Origin of the sequence: Dyella sp. 2HG41-7, from assembly GCF_021390675.1 — a bacterium.
In the GTDB taxonomy this organism is placed as follows: domain Bacteria; phylum Pseudomonadota; class Gammaproteobacteria; order Xanthomonadales; family Rhodanobacteraceae; genus Dyella_B.
In genome coordinates this window covers 1,029,754-1,043,854 of the sequence record NZ_JAJEJV010000004.1, presented here as the reverse complement: position 1 = coordinate 1,043,854, position 14,101 = coordinate 1,029,754, and the positions used below count along the sequence as shown (strand labels likewise).

At 62.0% G+C, this 14,101-nt stretch carries 13 protein-coding genes and 1 other RNA gene; 4 read left to right on the top strand and 10 right to left on the bottom strand.

From position 1 onward, the window contains the following. Positions 1-4: 4 nt before the first annotated feature. The 9 genes from mraY to rsmI all read right to left on the bottom strand — a co-directional run bounded on the left by mraY (position 5) and on the right by rsmI (position 9,036). Positions 5-1,087 carry a phospho-N-acetylmuramoyl-pentapeptide-transferase gene (gene mraY, locus L0U79_RS06025; protein WP_233840980.1) on the bottom strand — a complete coding sequence of 361 codons (1,083 nt, stop codon included), beginning with the start codon at positions 1,085-1,087 and terminating at the stop codon, positions 5-7. After that, on the bottom strand, positions 1,077-2,444 hold the full coding sequence (murF, locus tag L0U79_RS06020; RefSeq protein WP_233840979.1) for a UDP-N-acetylmuramoyl-tripeptide--D-alanyl-D-alanine ligase: 1,368 nt from the start codon (positions 2,442-2,444) through the stop codon (positions 1,077-1,079). Before murF ends, mraY begins: the two co-directional genes overlap by 11 nt. Further along, positions 2,441-3,919, bottom strand: coding sequence for a UDP-N-acetylmuramoyl-L-alanyl-D-glutamate--2,6-diaminopimelate ligase (locus L0U79_RS06015; RefSeq protein WP_233840978.1), 1,479 nt, complete (start codon positions 3,917-3,919; stop codon positions 2,441-2,443). Before L0U79_RS06015 ends, murF begins: the two co-directional genes overlap by 4 nt. Further along, positions 3,916-5,736, bottom strand: coding sequence for a penicillin-binding protein 2 (locus L0U79_RS06010; RefSeq protein ID WP_233840977.1), 1,821 nt, complete (start codon positions 5,734-5,736; stop codon positions 3,916-3,918). Before L0U79_RS06010 ends, L0U79_RS06015 begins: the two co-directional genes overlap by 4 nt. Beyond that, positions 5,733-6,005, bottom strand: coding sequence for a cell division protein FtsL (ftsL, locus tag L0U79_RS06005; protein ID WP_255682470.1), 273 nt, complete (start codon positions 6,003-6,005; stop codon positions 5,733-5,735). Before ftsL ends, L0U79_RS06010 begins: the two co-directional genes overlap by 4 nt. Further along, the gene (gene rsmH, locus L0U79_RS06000; protein WP_233840976.1) at positions 6,002-6,940 is read right to left on the bottom strand and encodes a 16S rRNA (cytosine(1402)-N(4))-methyltransferase RsmH; all 939 of its coding nucleotides are present in this window, start codon (positions 6,938-6,940) and stop codon (positions 6,002-6,004) included. Before rsmH ends, ftsL begins: the two co-directional genes overlap by 4 nt. 50 nt (positions 6,941-6,990) lie before the next feature. Then, complete coding sequence (mraZ, locus tag L0U79_RS05995; RefSeq protein ID WP_233840975.1) at positions 6,991-7,437, bottom strand: division/cell wall cluster transcriptional repressor MraZ; 447 nt, start codon at positions 7,435-7,437, stop codon at positions 6,991-6,993. Positions 7,438-7,748: 311 nt separating this feature from the next. After that, positions 7,749-8,110: RNase P RNA component class A (rnpB, locus tag L0U79_RS05990), an RNA gene on the bottom strand. 86 nt (positions 8,111-8,196) lie between these two features. Further along, complete coding sequence (gene rsmI, locus L0U79_RS05985) at positions 8,197-9,036, bottom strand: 16S rRNA (cytidine(1402)-2'-O)-methyltransferase (RefSeq protein ID WP_233840974.1); 840 nt, start codon at positions 9,034-9,036, stop codon at positions 8,197-8,199. 80 nt (positions 9,037-9,116) lie between these two features. Between rsmI and L0U79_RS05980 the strand changes: the two genes are divergently transcribed. The 4 genes from L0U79_RS05980 to L0U79_RS05965 are packed head-to-tail and all read left to right on the top strand — an operon-like array spanning position 9,117 to position 13,347. Further along, positions 9,117-10,979 carry a penicillin-binding protein activator gene (locus tag L0U79_RS05980; RefSeq protein WP_233840973.1) on the top strand — a complete coding sequence of 621 codons (1,863 nt, stop codon included), beginning with the start codon at positions 9,117-9,119 and terminating at the stop codon, positions 10,977-10,979. After that, the gene (locus L0U79_RS05975) at positions 10,979-11,335 is read left to right on the top strand and encodes a YraN family protein (RefSeq protein WP_233840972.1); all 357 of its coding nucleotides are present in this window, start codon (positions 10,979-10,981) and stop codon (positions 11,333-11,335) included. The genes L0U79_RS05980 and L0U79_RS05975 overlap by 1 nt, the downstream gene beginning before the upstream one ends. Before the next feature lie 33 nt (positions 11,336-11,368). Further along, positions 11,369-12,739, top strand: coding sequence for an FAD-linked oxidase C-terminal domain-containing protein (locus L0U79_RS05970; protein WP_233840971.1), 1,371 nt, complete (start codon positions 11,369-11,371; stop codon positions 12,737-12,739). Further along, the gene (locus tag L0U79_RS05965) at positions 12,736-13,347 is read left to right on the top strand and encodes a uracil-DNA glycosylase family protein (RefSeq protein WP_233840970.1); all 612 of its coding nucleotides are present in this window, start codon (positions 12,736-12,738) and stop codon (positions 13,345-13,347) included. Before L0U79_RS05970 ends, L0U79_RS05965 begins: the two co-directional genes overlap by 4 nt. Here L0U79_RS05965 and rhtC read toward each other — a convergent pair. After that, positions 13,330-13,959, bottom strand: coding sequence for a threonine export protein RhtC (gene rhtC / locus L0U79_RS05960; protein ID WP_233840969.1), 630 nt, complete (start codon positions 13,957-13,959; stop codon positions 13,330-13,332). The two genes, L0U79_RS05965 and rhtC, sit on opposite strands and share 18 nt — an antisense overlap. Between the last annotated feature and the right edge of the window lie 142 nt (positions 13,960-14,101).

Genomic DNA, 14,101 nt, shown 5'->3' with positions numbered 1-14,101 from the left:
TTTCTTAGCGCACCTTCAGCGTTGCCAAACCGATAAGCACCAGCACTACGCTGATGATCCAAAACCTCACGATGACCCGCGGTTCGGGCCAACCTTTCAATTCAAAGTGGTGATGAATCGGCGCCATGCGGAAGATGCGCTTGCCTGTCATCTTGAAGCTGGCGACTTGCATCATCACCGACACCGTTTCCATCACGAACACGCCGCCCATGATCAGCAGCACGATTTCCTGCCGCACGATCACTGCGATTGCCGCGAGCGCGGCACCGATCGCCAGCGCGCCGACGTCACCCATAAACACTTGCGCGGGATAGGTGTTGAACCAAAGGAAGCCCAACCCTGCGCCCGACAACGCGCCGCAAAGCACGGCGAGTTCGCCGGAACCGGGAATCGCGGGAATCGCCAGGTATTCGGAGAACACGCGGTTACCGGCGAGGTAGGCGAAAATGCCCAGCGCACCAGACACCAATACTGTCGGCATAATCGCCAGACCATCCAAACCATCGGTGAGGTTCACCGCGTTGGAAAAGCCCACCACCATGAAATACGCGGTCACTACGAAGAACGCGCCCAACGGCACCGCGACGTGCTTGAACACGGGTACATAGAGCGCCGTTTCCGCCGGCAGCGTTGCCGTGTGATAGAGAAACAACGCCGCGCCGAGGCCGAACACCGATTGCCAGAAATATTTCCAGCGCGACGCCAAGCCACGGCTGTCCTTCAACACCAGCTTGCGATAGTCGTCGTAGAACCCGATGGCGCCATAGCAAAGCAGCACCGCCAGCACGAGCCACACGTAACGATTGCCGAGATCCGCCCACAGCAGCGTGGACACGGCAACGGCCATCAGAATCATCACGCCACCCATCGTGGGCGTGCCGGCTTTGGATAGATGCGTTTGCGGACCGTCCTTGCGCACGACCTGCCCCGCTTTCAGCGCAGCGAGTTTGCGGATCAGCGCAGGACCGAACAGCAACGACATCGCCATCGCCGTCAACGTCGCCATGATCGTGCGGAAGGTGATGTACTGAAACAGGTGCGGCGTGGCGAAATGCCGTGCGAACCATTCGGCCAGTTCAAGCAACATGCGGCGCACCCTCCTCAGGTCGAGCACTCTTGAGCGCAGCCACCACCTTTTCCATGCCCGACGAATGCGAGCCCTTGACCAGGCACGTCACACCGGCATGCAATTGCGTGCGGAGCGCGTCGATCAGCGCCGCTTTGTCTGCAAAATGTTGTGCGCCTGCGCCGAACGCCTCGACCGCCGCCGCATTCAACGGTCCCACGGCGAAGAGTTTCTCGATGCCACGTTTGTGCGCGTGACGACCGACGCCGGCATGCAGCGCGCGCGCATCCGCGCCCAGTTCCGCCATATCGCCCAGCACTAGCCAGCGTTCGCCATCGGCGAGCGCCAAGGTGTCGATCGCCGCATGCATGGAGCTCGGATTCGCGTTGTAGCTGTCGTCGATCAGCGTCCAGCCTTGCGGCATCGCGATGCGCTTCAGCCGTCCTTCGACGGCAGTCGCCTGCTCCAGGCCTTCTACGATGGTATCGAGCGGCACATCCAGCGCGAGCGCAATCGCGCTGGCGGCGAGCGCATTGGCGATGTTGTGGCGACCGGCCAGCGGCAGCTGAACTTCCGCATCGCCATGTGGCGTGCTCAACACGAAATGCGAACCGTCGACGCGCTGTTCCAGAATATCCGCGCCGACATCGGCTTTGTGATCCAAGCCGAAACGCAGCACGCGGCGACCGCCCGCCAAGCCGGTGAAAAAGCTGGCGAACGCATCGTCGGCATTGATCACCGCCACGCCGTCCGCGGGCAGCGCGCGATACACCGCGCCCTTCGTTTCTGCGACGATTTCGATCGTGCCCATGCGCTCCAGATGCGCCGGCGCGATCAAATTCACCAGGCCGATATCGGGACGCGCAATCGCGGCGAGGTAATCGATATCGCCCGGTTTGCCGGCGCCCATTTCGAGCACGGCATATTCGGTGTCTTCCGGCATCCACAGCAAGGTGAGCGGCAAGCCGATCTCATTGTTATAGCTGCCTGTATTGACGTGCGTGCGGCCGTGGCGCGACAGGATGGACGCCGTAAGCGTCTTCACCGTGGTCTTGCCGTTCGAACCGGTGATGCCGATCACGCGGGCATTGCGCTGTGCGCGTACTGCGCTCGCCAAATCGCCCAGCGCCAGTTCCGCGCTCTTTACTTCGATCTGCGGCAGATCGCTTTCCACGCGATGCTCGACCAACGCACCCACCGCACCGCGCGCTTTCGCGTCGGCGAGATAATCGTGGCCATCCACGCGCTCGCCTTTAAACGCGACGAACAAATCGCCCGGCTTGATTTTGCGCGAATCGATCTCGATGCCGGTCACGCTGGCGTCGGCGCCAGTCATGTGTCCGTGGGTCCACATCGCGATGGTGCTCAGCCGCATCACGCGTGTCCCTCCAAGACGGTACGAGCTACGGCCATGTCGTCGAACGCGCGCTTGCCGCTTGCGCCTTCTTGATAGGTTTCATGGCCTTTGCCAGCGATCAATACGACATCTCCCGTGCGGGCCATCGCGATGGCGGCGCGGATCGCGACTTCGCGATCGCGCTGCACGGTGGCGGTTTGTGGCGACGACATGCCGGCGAGGATTTGCGCGACGATCGCGTCGCCATCTTCGCCGCGCGGATTGTCGTCGGTAACGATGGCGACATCGGCCAGGCGTTCGGCGATCTCGCCCATCTGCGGACGCTTGCCCGCATCGCGCTCGCCGCCGCACCCGAACACGCAGATCAATCGCGCGTCGCAATGCGCGCGAAGTGCGGTGAGCGCCTGTTCCAGTGCATCCGGCGTGTGCGCGTAGTCGACGACGACCAACGGCAACCCGTGCAAACCGCCGATGCGGTTCATGCGGCCGTTGACCGGCTGCAGCGTTTCGATGGCGTCGACGATGCGCTCGAACGATTCGCCAAGCGCACCGAGGCAACCTATCACCGTCAACAGATTCGCGACGTTAAAGCGACCGAGCAGATGACTGCGAACTTGCTTCTCGCCCCACGGCGTGCGCAGCTTGAATGCAACGCCTTCCGCCGACGTCTCAACGTCGCAGGCGGTGATGTCGGCGCCTGCATGTCCAGCGCTGCTCATGCGCAACGCTCGGACGCCCGGCGCCAGCGTGCCGATCAATTCACGACCAAAAGCATCATCCACGTTGATCACGGCCGCTTTCAGCCCCGACCATGCAAACAGCCGCGCTTTGGCGGCGCCGTAGGCTTCCATGCTGCCGTGGTAATCCAGATGATCGCGCGTGAGATTGGTGAACGCGGCGACCTTGAAAGCCGTCGCCGCCACGCGTCCTTGTTCGAGCGCGTGCGAGGAAACTTCCATCGCAACATGCGTAGCGCCGTCGCGATGGAATTCGGCGAAGAGCTGCTGCACGGCGATCGCATCCGGCGTGGTGCGGTCGCCTTCGCGCAGCTGACCATGCAGACCTGCGCCCAGCGTGCCGATGGTCGCGGCGCGATGACCGAGTTTTTCCAGCGCCTGCGCCAGCAATTGCACGGTGGATGTTTTGCCATTCGTGCCGGTTACGCCGATCACGCACATCGATTCGGATGGACGCCCGAAGAAGCGCGCGGCAATTTCGCCCACGAAGGTGTGCAGGCCATCGATCCAAAGCACCGGCACGCCCGGGTCTTCCAGATCTACCGGCTGCGGCGCTTCGGCCAGAATCACGCTGGCGCCACGTTGTACTGCGCCGCGCACGAATTCGATGCCGTGTCCGCGCGTACCGCGCAACGCGAAAAACGCGTCGCCGCTGCGCACCTGGCGCGAATCGAGCGCAAGCCCGGACACGAGCATCGGCCCGACGAAGTTGGTCTCGGCGATGCCCTGCAGCAGATGGTCGAGGCGTTGGCCACTCATGGTTCGGCCATCTCCGCTGCGCCCGCATCGTCCTGATTGTTTTGCTGGGGCACGCTGCCCGCCAATCCGCCGCCCGCTTGCAGGGGACCGCCGACGTACCAGCGGCCGATATTGTCAGGAGGCACATCCATCAGACGCAGCGCGCCGGTCATCACGCTTTGAAAAACCGGCGCGGAAACCAGGCCGCCGTAATAGATGCTGGACTTGGGATTGTTGATCACCACCACGCCCACCATCACCGGATCGGTCGCGGGGACGATGCCGGCGAACAGCGAGTTGTAACTGTTCTTGGCGTAACCGCCACCCGAGGCCAAGTGCGCCGTACCGGTTTTACCGGCGACGATGTAGTTGGCGATCTGCGCGCGCGTGGCCGAACCGCCCGGCGCCGTCACCGTTTCCAGCATGTCGACAAGTTCACGCGCAATGCGCGGCGAAATGATCTGCTTGCCTGCATCGCCGCCGCCTTTGATAAAGGTGGGCGTGTGCATGATGCCGCCATTCGCAAGCGTGGCGTACGCCGCGGCCAATTGCAGCGACGTAACGTTGAGGCCATAACCGTAACCCATGGTCGCTTTTTCGATCGGACGCCAGCTGTGTCCGACCTTGAGGAAACCGGAGGATTCGCCCGGAAAACCGCTGCCCGTGCTGTCGCCGAAACCGAACGCGCGATACGAGTCGTACAAGAATTTCGTATCCAGCGACAACGCGATTTTCGCGGCGCCAATATTGCTCGACTTAGTCAGCACGCCTGTCGGCGTCAGCATGCCGTTGCCGCCGGACTCCACGTCGCGGATGTCCTTGCCCATGAACATCCAGTGGCCGTTGCCGGTGTCGATCAACGGCGCCGTCGGCGTGTACTTGCCGCTGGCAAGACCGGCCGCCATGGTGAACGGCTTCATGGTCGAACCGGGCTCGACGACATCGGTCACGGTGCGATTGCGGCGTTGCGCCGGTTGACTGCCTGTCACCGCATTGGGGTTGTAGGTGGGCAAGCTCACCATGGCGAGAATTTCGCCGGTGCGCACATCCAGGATCACCATCGAGCCGGAATCGGCGTTGAGATCCTGCAACTGCTTTTTCAGTTCGCTGTATGCAAGGAATTGAATGCGACGGTCGATGCTCAGCGTAAGATTCTGACCAGGCTGCGGCGCGTGCACCTGCTCGACGTCTTCCACGATGCGGCCCATGCGGTCACGGATCACGCGCTTCGCACCCGGCTTACCGGACAGCCAGTTGTCGAAGGCCAGCTCCAAGCCTTCTTGACCGTGGTCGTCGACATTGGTGAAACCGAGCACGTGTGCAGTAACTTCGCCGGAAGGGTAATAGCGCTTGTATTCGCGCTGACCGTTGACACCGGGAACACTGAGCGCCAGCACAGCTTGTGCCGCATCCGGGCTCATCTGACGGCGCAAATAAGCAAATTCGCGGTCGGAACGCTGTTCGAGATACGACTTCAAATCGTCCGCCGTCGTACCCAGCGCCTGCGCCAGCGCGGGAATGCGATCGGCGTTGTCGAGCACTTCGGAGGGCACGCACACGATGGACACCATCGGCGTGGACACGGCGAGCGGCTCACCGTTGCGGTCGAAAATCGTGCCGCGCGACACCGGAATAGGCACCACGCGCAAGAAACGCGCATCGCCCTGATCCTGATAGAACTGCTTGCGCACCACCTGCAGATCGAACGCGCGCGCGACCAAACCCAGCGACGCCACCCCAAGCACACCGATCACCAGCAACATGCGCTGACGCGTGGTCGGCCCCGTCGCCTGGCGGCGCGCGGAGGATTTCGCGATGGGACGCTGCAGCCGGTTCATGGCCGCACCAACTGCACGTCCTGCGGACGCGGCGTAAACATGCCAAGTTTGGTGCGCGCCTCGCTATCGATGCGACGCGGCTCGGCCCAGGTGGCCTGCTCCAGTTCGAGCTGGCCGAATTCGATATTCAACGCATCGCGCTGGCTCTGCATCTGCGAAAGCTGCACAAACAGCGCGCGACTTTGATGCCGTGTCCAAACGACGGCAATCGCACTCACCATGACGGCAGCCAGCAGAAGAAGAAGCGAGAAGGTGCCAATCGCCTTCAAGCGCGGCCCTCCTCTGGCATTTTTTCCGCAACGCGCAGCACCGCCGAACGCGAGCGCACATTCGCGGTCTGCTCGGCGTCGGAAGGAAACTGCGCCTTGCCGATGGCTGTCAATCGCGCCGGCGCCGCCGCCACCGGCGGGCCGCGGCGACTGCCCTGCACGCGACCGGAATGGTCGCGGATAAACAATTTCACGATGCGGTCTTCCAACGAATGGAAGCTGATCACCGACAAGCGACCACCCGGCTTGAGGCGATCGAGCGCAGCGTCGAGTCCGCGCTGCAACGCTTCCAATTCGCCGTTGACGCGAATGCGCAGCGCCTGAAACGTGCGCGTGGCCGGATGCTTGCCCGGTTCGCGACGACCGATGGCGCGCTCGACCAAGGCCGCCAATTCGCCCGTTCGGGTGATCGGCGACTCATTGCGACGCTCGACAATGATGCGGGCAATCTTGCGGCTGAAACGTTCCTCGCCATAGATCCACAGCACATCGGCGATCTCGCGCTCGTCGGCGGTGTTGAGAAAATCCGCCGCGCTTTCGCCCTGGGTAGGGTCCATGCGCATATCGAGAGGCGCATCGGCCATAAAGCTGAAGCCGCGCGCGGCTTCATCCAACTGCGGCGACGACACGCCCAGATCGAGCAACACGCCATCCAGCCCCGGCGACGTTTCGTCCCATTCGGCCATCGTGGAGAAATTGCCGTGGCGAATCGCCACGCGCGAATCGGCGGCGAATTCCTTTTGCGCGGTGGCGATGGCTTGCGGATCGCGATCCATCAGCAGCAGTCGACCGTCGGAACCCAGGCGCGACAGCACAGCGCGGGCGTGACCGCCGCGTCCGAACGTGCCATCGAGATAACGCCCGCCTTCCCGCACGGCGAGACCCTCCACCGCTTCATTCAGCATCACCGGGATGTGCAGCAACGGATCGGCCATGCCGCTCTCCCGCTCTTATTCGTCTCCGCCCCGACCTTGACCGTCACCGGTCAAAGCCGCAGGTCCGCCATGTCATCGCTGATTTCGTCTTCGCCGATGGTCTGGCGGATCTTGGCCAGGTGGGCCTGTTCGCTCCAAAGCTCGAACTTGTTGCCCATACCCAGCAAAACCGCCTTTTTTTCGATGCCTGCAGCGGTGCGCTGACTGCCCGGCAACAAGATGCGCATCGCACCGTCCGGCTCAACCATCGCTGCGGCGCCGACCAACTTCATCTGCAAGGCACGGTGCACGGCCTTGACGTTCGGCAACGCGTTTACCTGGTCGCGCACCCGCTCCCATTCGGCGTGCGGGAACAGCCAGAGGCAGCCCGACTCGAAAGGGTTGTAGGTGATCACCAACCGATTGGCGCAGGCCTCCGTCACCAGCTCCCGATACGCAGTCGGAATAGCCAGTCGGCCCTTGTCGTCGACAGTGATGGCGGTTTCGCCCTGGAACACGACCCTGTAACTCCACGAAATCCCACGATTTCACACAGGGTCCCACGATAGTCTCGCCCCTTGAGACTGTCAAGCAATTTTTGCTTGTGAATCAAAGAGAAAGGCAACAGTGTGGCCAAATTTCCAGCGATTTCTAGGAAGCACTCAGAGGTGCTTGATCGTGGTGGATTTTTTGCTCACAGAAGCCTTTCCCTACAAACTCATCCAAACGCCAAAAAGCCATCCGCATGAACCGATTGTTCATGCGGATGGCGCAGCATGCGGATGAAACCATCCCGACGACGCGAGACGGCGACACCTACGACTGGAAGAGGCGGAGTCGGCCTGTAAGCCGGGTTCTGTACGCCTTTCGGCGCGACAGTCATTCCTCTCGGCCAGGCGTCACCGCCTGGCTCCAGCAACCTACCCGGGAACTACGCGGGCCGCGTCATCGTTCCCCTCTTGGTCTTGCTCCGGGTGGGGTTTACCGTGCCACGCGACGTTGTCCCCGCGCGCGGTGCGCTCTTACCGCACCGTTTCACCCTTACCTGTGCCCTTGCGGGCCATCGGCGGTTTGCTTTCTGTTGCACTAGCCGTCAGCTCACGCTGCCCAGGCGTTACCTGGCACCCTGCCCTATGGAGCCCGGACTTTCCTCGATGCGCTTGCGCGCGACGCGACTGTCCGGCCGACTCCGCCATTCATTATAGCGGCGGCGTGCGCGACCCGAAACGAAGAAAAATCCGAAAAACAGCAAAAAATGCGCGCGACGGCGCAACGGTTCAGCCGTCGCCTTTATCGCCGTACAGCAGTTTTCTCGGCGCACCGGTAATGGCTGCGGCCAACTTTGCCGCCTTTGCAGGCGGCAGCTCTTCGCGCAATAGCGCAAAGACGCGTTGGCCTTCCGCAAGTTTCGCATCCGTTTCTTCGCCACGACCGGCAACGAGAATCACGCATTCGCCGCGCTGTTGATTGGGATCGCTTACGACACGTGCTACCAACTCCGACAGCGGCTCGCCCAGTACGGTTTCGAACATCTTGGTCAGTTCACGCGCCAGCACCGCCTCGCGCTGCGCACCAAATACGTCGCGCATATCGGTAAGGCTTTCTACGATGCGATGCGAGGATTCGTAAAAAATCAACGTACGCGGATCGGCCGCAAGTTCTTCCAGACGCGTGCGCCGCGCAGCGGATTTGGGCGGAAGAAAACCCTCAAAAACGAATCGATCGCTCGGCAATCCCGCCACCGAAAGCGCTGCAATCGCCGCACACGCGCCAGGCACTGGAATGCATCGAATACCCGCTTCGCGCGCCGCGCGCACAAGACGAAAACCCGGATCGCTGATCAGCGGCGTGCCCGCATCCGAGATCAGCGCAACGGATTCGCCTTGTTCAAGACGACGTATCAACGCAGCCACCGCTTCGCGTTCATTATGTTCATGTAATGCCACCAGCGGCGTGCCGATATTGTGCTGAATCATCAGCGGACGACTATGCCGTGTATCTTCCGCGGCAATGACAGCGACGTTGCGCAACGTATCGATAGCGCGGGCGGACATATCGTCGCGGTGGCCTATTGGCGTGGCGACTACCCACAGCGAGCCAGTCTGGTTGGTTTGCATTCCGAATAACCTTTCGCGACGAAGCAACGGTGCGATCGGCTATGATCGCGCAATTACCCCTCTTGGATCGAGGAAACCCCATGCGCCCCAGTCGTCTGGTCGCGGCAGGATTGCTGATTTCGTTGATGGTGAGCGCCTGCGTACCGTCTGCCGTGCCGCGTTCGCCCGCCGAAATCGCCGCTGCGCAAAGCGCCGCCGACATGGTCAACCATGGGCAATTCGATCAAGGCGCACAAGCTTACGTCGCGCTCGCTCAGCAAACGTCGGGGCGTACCGATCATTACAATTTGCTTGCGGCCGAGGCTTATCGTCAAGGGAACGAACTCGATAAAGCCATGCCGTTAGTGGCGAATATCGACCGCGACCGACTCAGCGACGACGACCCCACGCGCCTGGATCTGCTTAAAGCGGAAATTGCGTTGAAGCAGCGCGATCCTGCGACAGCGCTGCGCCTCACCACGCAACCAAGCCTGAACGTTCCCGCCGACTTGCGCACTCGCCTGTTGATCCTGCGTGCGGACGCGCTGGCCGGCACCGGCGATTTGTGGGGCGCCGCACACGCGCGTATCGAGATGGACAATCTGCTGCAAGGCGACGATCGCACGCGCAACCGCGATCAAGCCGTCGCGCTGCTTGCGCGCATGGGAGCCGATCCGCTCAAGCAACGTGCCGCGGCAATGCAATCCGGCGACGCCATGCTGCCGTGGATCAACGAAGCACTGGGTCGTCTCGGTGTAACCGTAGCGCAAGCGCAACCCAATCTTGAGCAACCGGTGGGCACGCTGGTGGCAGGCAGCGGCGCCAGCGTTCGCGAAGGCTACAAAATGCCTGCGCACATCGCCTTGCTGTTACCGAACAACGATGGCCTGGTGTACGCAAGCACCGCCATTCGCGAAGGCTTTTTTGCCGCTTATTTCCAGGCCTCCGACACACACGCGCCGCGCGCCACCATTCGCGTATACGACAGCGGCGGCAACGCAGCCAGCGCGATCAAAGCCTATAACCAAGCGGTAACGGACGGTGCGCAAATGGTGGTGGGACCGCTGACGCGCGCCGAAGTGGTGGCGGTGCTCAGTCAATCGACGCTGCCTGTGCCGGTGCTTGCGCTCAATCACTCCGACAGCAAAACCTTGCCCGCAGGCACTGCCAGTGAGTTTGCATTGATGCCGGAAGACGAAGGCGCGCAAGCGGCCGATCACATGATCGATCGCGGCATTCACAACGCCTACGTCATCATTTCCGGCGACGATTTCGCCAAACGCGCCGCTGCCGCTTTCAAAGCGGAACTGGAAGCCAAAGGCGGTAAGGTCGCCGGCAACGCGCAGCTCCCTTCCAACGTCAATTACGGCGATGCCATTGCGGGATTGAATGCTGGCAGCGCAGACGCCGACGCAGGCATCTTTATCAGCATGCGCGTGGAACAAGCGCGCCTGCTCTTGCCGCAACTACGCGTCGCGCGCATCAGCTTGCCCGTGTTCGCCACGTCCCATATTTATGGCGGTAGCGACAACGCTACAGCGGACCGCGATCTGGAAGGCGTGGAGTTCTGCGACGCGCCATGGTTGTTCGATGCGCAAACCGGCTTGCCCAGCTATCAAGACGTCGCAACGCAATTGCCCGCCGCACGCGGCGGCACCGCACAACTGTTTGCCTTCGGCATGGATGCCTGGAATCTCGTGCCGTACCTCGATTGGCTACGCAATCATCCGGGCAGTTATTTGCCGGGCGCGAGCGGCCAGCTCGCCGCGGATACGTTTGGACATGTGAAGCGCGTGCTGACCTGGCTGAAATTCCAGGACGGCGTGGCGCGCCCCATGAACGGCACGCTGCAAATGGACAACGCGCCCGGCACGCCTGCGCCGAGCAGCACCGCGCCCGCGCCGGCCAACAGCGCACCGGCGCCCGCCAGCACTGCACCTGCCGCGCCAACTTCGGGCGGCTGATGCGCGCATCGGGAAGCGCGTTCGAGCAACGTGCATGCACGGAACTTGAACGCGCCGGACTCACGCTGCTCGTGCGCAACTACACGACGCGCTACGGCGAGCTGGATCTGGTGATGCGCGATCGCGACACCATTGTTTTCGTGGAAGTGCGGCATCGACTTCGCGCCAGCCATGAGACTGCCGCCGCGTCCATCACCGCCACCAAACAAGCGCGCCTTGTGCAGACCGCGCAGCTCTGGCTTGGCGCGCATCCGCAGCATGCACAACGGAGCTGCCGTTTCGACGTTGTCACCTATGACGGACCGGGCGATAACGCTCGGATGGAATGGCTGCGCAACGCCTTCGAGGCCGGCTGACGAACCGTCGACCTTGGTGGGATACTGAGAGCGATGAAACTTCCCACAGCCCTGCTCGAAACCCTGCGCTCGATCTTCGGCCCCGATGCATGCTCCACGCATGAGGCCGAACGACTGGCATACGCGTATGACAATTCGCGTCGCCATGCGTTGCCGGACGCTGTGGTTTTCGCACAGGAGCACGATCAGATCGAAGCGCTGATACGCGCCTGTCGCGAATATCGTGTGCCGGTGATCGCACGCGGTCGCGGCACCAACACGACTGGCGCTACGGTGCCGGTGGATGGCGGCGTGGTGGTGAGTTTCGAACGCATGAATCGCATTCTGCGTATCGATCCCGACAATCGCTTCGCAGTGGTCGAGCCCGGCGTGCTCAACGGCGATTTGCAGAAAGCGCTCGCCCCGCATGGTTTCTTTTGGCCGCCGGATCCGACGTCGTCGCCCTGGTGCAGCATCGGCGGCAATCTCGCTTGCAACGCGGCCGGACCACGCACCGTGAAGTACGGCAGTCCACGCGAGAACACGCTGGGGTTGCGTGCGGTAGCGGGCACGGGCGAAAGCTTTCGCTGCGGCACGTACACCAGCAAAGGCGCGACAGGCTATGACCTCACGCGCTTGCTTATTGGTTCTGAAGGCACGCTTGCGCTGATTACCGAAGCCACGCTCAAACTGACGCCCAAGCCGACAGGACTACGTACGCTGCGCGCCACCTACCGCGATGTCGGCAGCGCCGCGCACGCCGTCGCGCGCATCATGGCGCAGCCGGTCACTCCATGTGCGCTGGAATTCATCGACGATGTCGCCCTGAAACTTGCGCACGATCACGGCGGCGATACGGTTCCGCTCGCGGGCGCGATGCTGATGATCGAAGTGGACGGTGAGCCCGACACGCTTCCTTCCGCCGTTGAGGCCGTCTCGCGCGCGGCGCGTGGCGAAGGATTGGAAGAACTGCGCGTTGCGCAAACGGCGGAAGAGACACAAGCCTTGTGGTCCGCGCGCAAAGCGTTATCGCCTGCGCAGCGCACGATTTCGCCCAACAAGATCAATGAAGACGTGGTCGTGCCGGTCAGTCGCCTTCCCGAACTGGTAAGCGGCATTCGCGAACTTTCCCGCAAACACGACGTATTGATCGTCACGTTCGGTCACGCCGGAAACGGAAATCTGCACGTCAATCTGCTGCCGCGCGACGACGCAGAACGCGAGCGCGCACACGCCTGTCTCGCCGACGTGTTCGCATTGGTTATTGCGCTGCAAGGCACGTTATCGGGCGAGCACGGTATCGGTTTAGCGAAGCGCGAATTTATGCCGCTCGCGCTGGAAGCCGGCACGCTAGATTTGATGCGCCATGTGAAAGCCGCCTTCGATCCGGATGGCATTCTCAATCCGGGCAAATTGTTGCCGTGAAACAGACTGAATCGTTCGAGGCGCTGCTCGCCGAGATTCGTGCGTGCCAGATTTGCGCCGCGCATTTGCCGCATGGAACGCGCCCAGTCGTGCAAGCCAGCATATCGTCACGGCTGTTGATCGTGAGCCAAGCGCCGGGGCGCAAAGTTCACGAGACCGGGATTCCATTCAACGACGTCAGCGGCGATCGATTGCGCCATTGGCTCGGTATCGATCGAGAAACGTTTTACGACGCGCAACGCATCGCTATCGTGCCGATGGGCTTCTGCTTTCCCGGCAGCGGCCGCAGCGGCGATTTGCCGCCGCGAGCGGAATGCGCCCCAACTTGGCATCCGCGCATCATGCCGCAACTCAAACATATCGAACTGACGCTCGCGATTGGCCAATATGCGCAAGCCGGAATCTTAGGCGCGCAATGCGGGGCGTCGCTGACCGACACCATGCATCATTGGCGCGAACATCTTGCGCGCGGCATTCTGCCGCTGCCGCATCCGAGCCCGCGCAATCAGGCGTGGCTGAAACGTCATCCATGGTTCGAATCGGAATTGATTCCCGTGCTACGAGAACAGATCGCTGGAGTGCTGAATTCTTCAGGTCGTACGCGGTGAAAAAATCAGGTGCAAGCCGAACAACATGAATACCGCGCCTGCACAGCCGTCAATCCAACGGCTGATACGCAAATAGCCGCGACGCATCACCGGCAACGCAAAACATCCGGCGACAAACGAAAACCACAGGAACGTCTCGGTCACGACCAACGCCCACAATCCCCAGCGCGCGCCAGACGACACACCCGCGCCGACGAATGCGGAAAAAATGCTGCCGAAATAGATCACGACTTTCGGATTGGCGAGATTGGTGAGCAAGCCATTGCGCAAGGATCGCTTGGCACCCGCGAAAACCTGCACCGATTGCGCCGCTTGCGTTGTCGACGGTTTGCCTAACGCGCCGCGCAACATCTTCAATCCCATCCAGCACAGATAGAGACCGCCGCCGATCGCAATCAGGCGCTCCAGCCAAACCAAGCGTTGCAGCAGCAGCTGCAGGCCCAGCAAGGCCAGCGCCGCCCACATCGCGACGCCCAAGGTAATGCCGGCGACGCCCGCCATCGCTTCGTGACGCGAACGGCTCACGGCCGTTTGGGAAACAAAGAAGAAGTCCGGCCCGGGACTCATCAGGGCGATGATATGCACGATCGCGATGGTGATGAACAAGCTCATGGGCAGTCTCCGTCAAACAGAAACGCAGTGTAGCGGCACGGCGAGCACGCAGGTATCGGAAAATCCCTGGTTTTCCCGCGGAGAACCTTGCCGGCCAGCCGTAGCTTCCTCTACGCTGCCGAAGCTTTTTGGCGTGGGGACG

What these genes read in the sequence shown, in the direction of transcription:
- mraY (WP_233840980.1), bottom strand. Translation starts at nt 1,087, where the DNA reads ATGTTGCTTGAACTGGCCGAATGGTTCGCACGGCATTTCGCCACGCCG.
- L0U79_RS06015 (WP_233840978.1), bottom strand. Translation starts at nt 3,919, where the DNA reads ATGAGTGGCCAACGCCTCGACCATCTGCTGCAGGGCATCGCCGAGACC.
- L0U79_RS06010 (WP_233840977.1), bottom strand. Translation starts at nt 5,736, where the DNA reads ATGAACCGGCTGCAGCGTCCCATCGCGAAATCCTCCGCGCGCCGCCAG.
- rsmH (WP_233840976.1), bottom strand. Translation starts at nt 6,940, where the DNA reads ATGGCCGATCCGTTGCTGCACATCCCGGTGATGCTGAATGAAGCGGTG.
- rsmI (WP_233840974.1), bottom strand. Translation starts at nt 9,036, where the DNA reads ATGCAAACCAACCAGACTGGCTCGCTGTGGGTAGTCGCCACGCCAATA.
- L0U79_RS05980 (WP_233840973.1), top strand. Translation starts at nt 9,117, where the DNA reads ATGCGCCCCAGTCGTCTGGTCGCGGCAGGATTGCTGATTTCGTTGATG.
- L0U79_RS05975 (WP_233840972.1), top strand. Translation starts at nt 10,979, where the DNA reads ATGCGCGCATCGGGAAGCGCGTTCGAGCAACGTGCATGCACGGAACTT.
- L0U79_RS05970 (WP_233840971.1), top strand. Translation starts at nt 11,369, where the DNA reads ATGAAACTTCCCACAGCCCTGCTCGAAACCCTGCGCTCGATCTTCGGC.
- rhtC (WP_233840969.1), bottom strand. Translation starts at nt 13,959, where the DNA reads ATGAGCTTGTTCATCACCATCGCGATCGTGCATATCATCGCCCTGATG.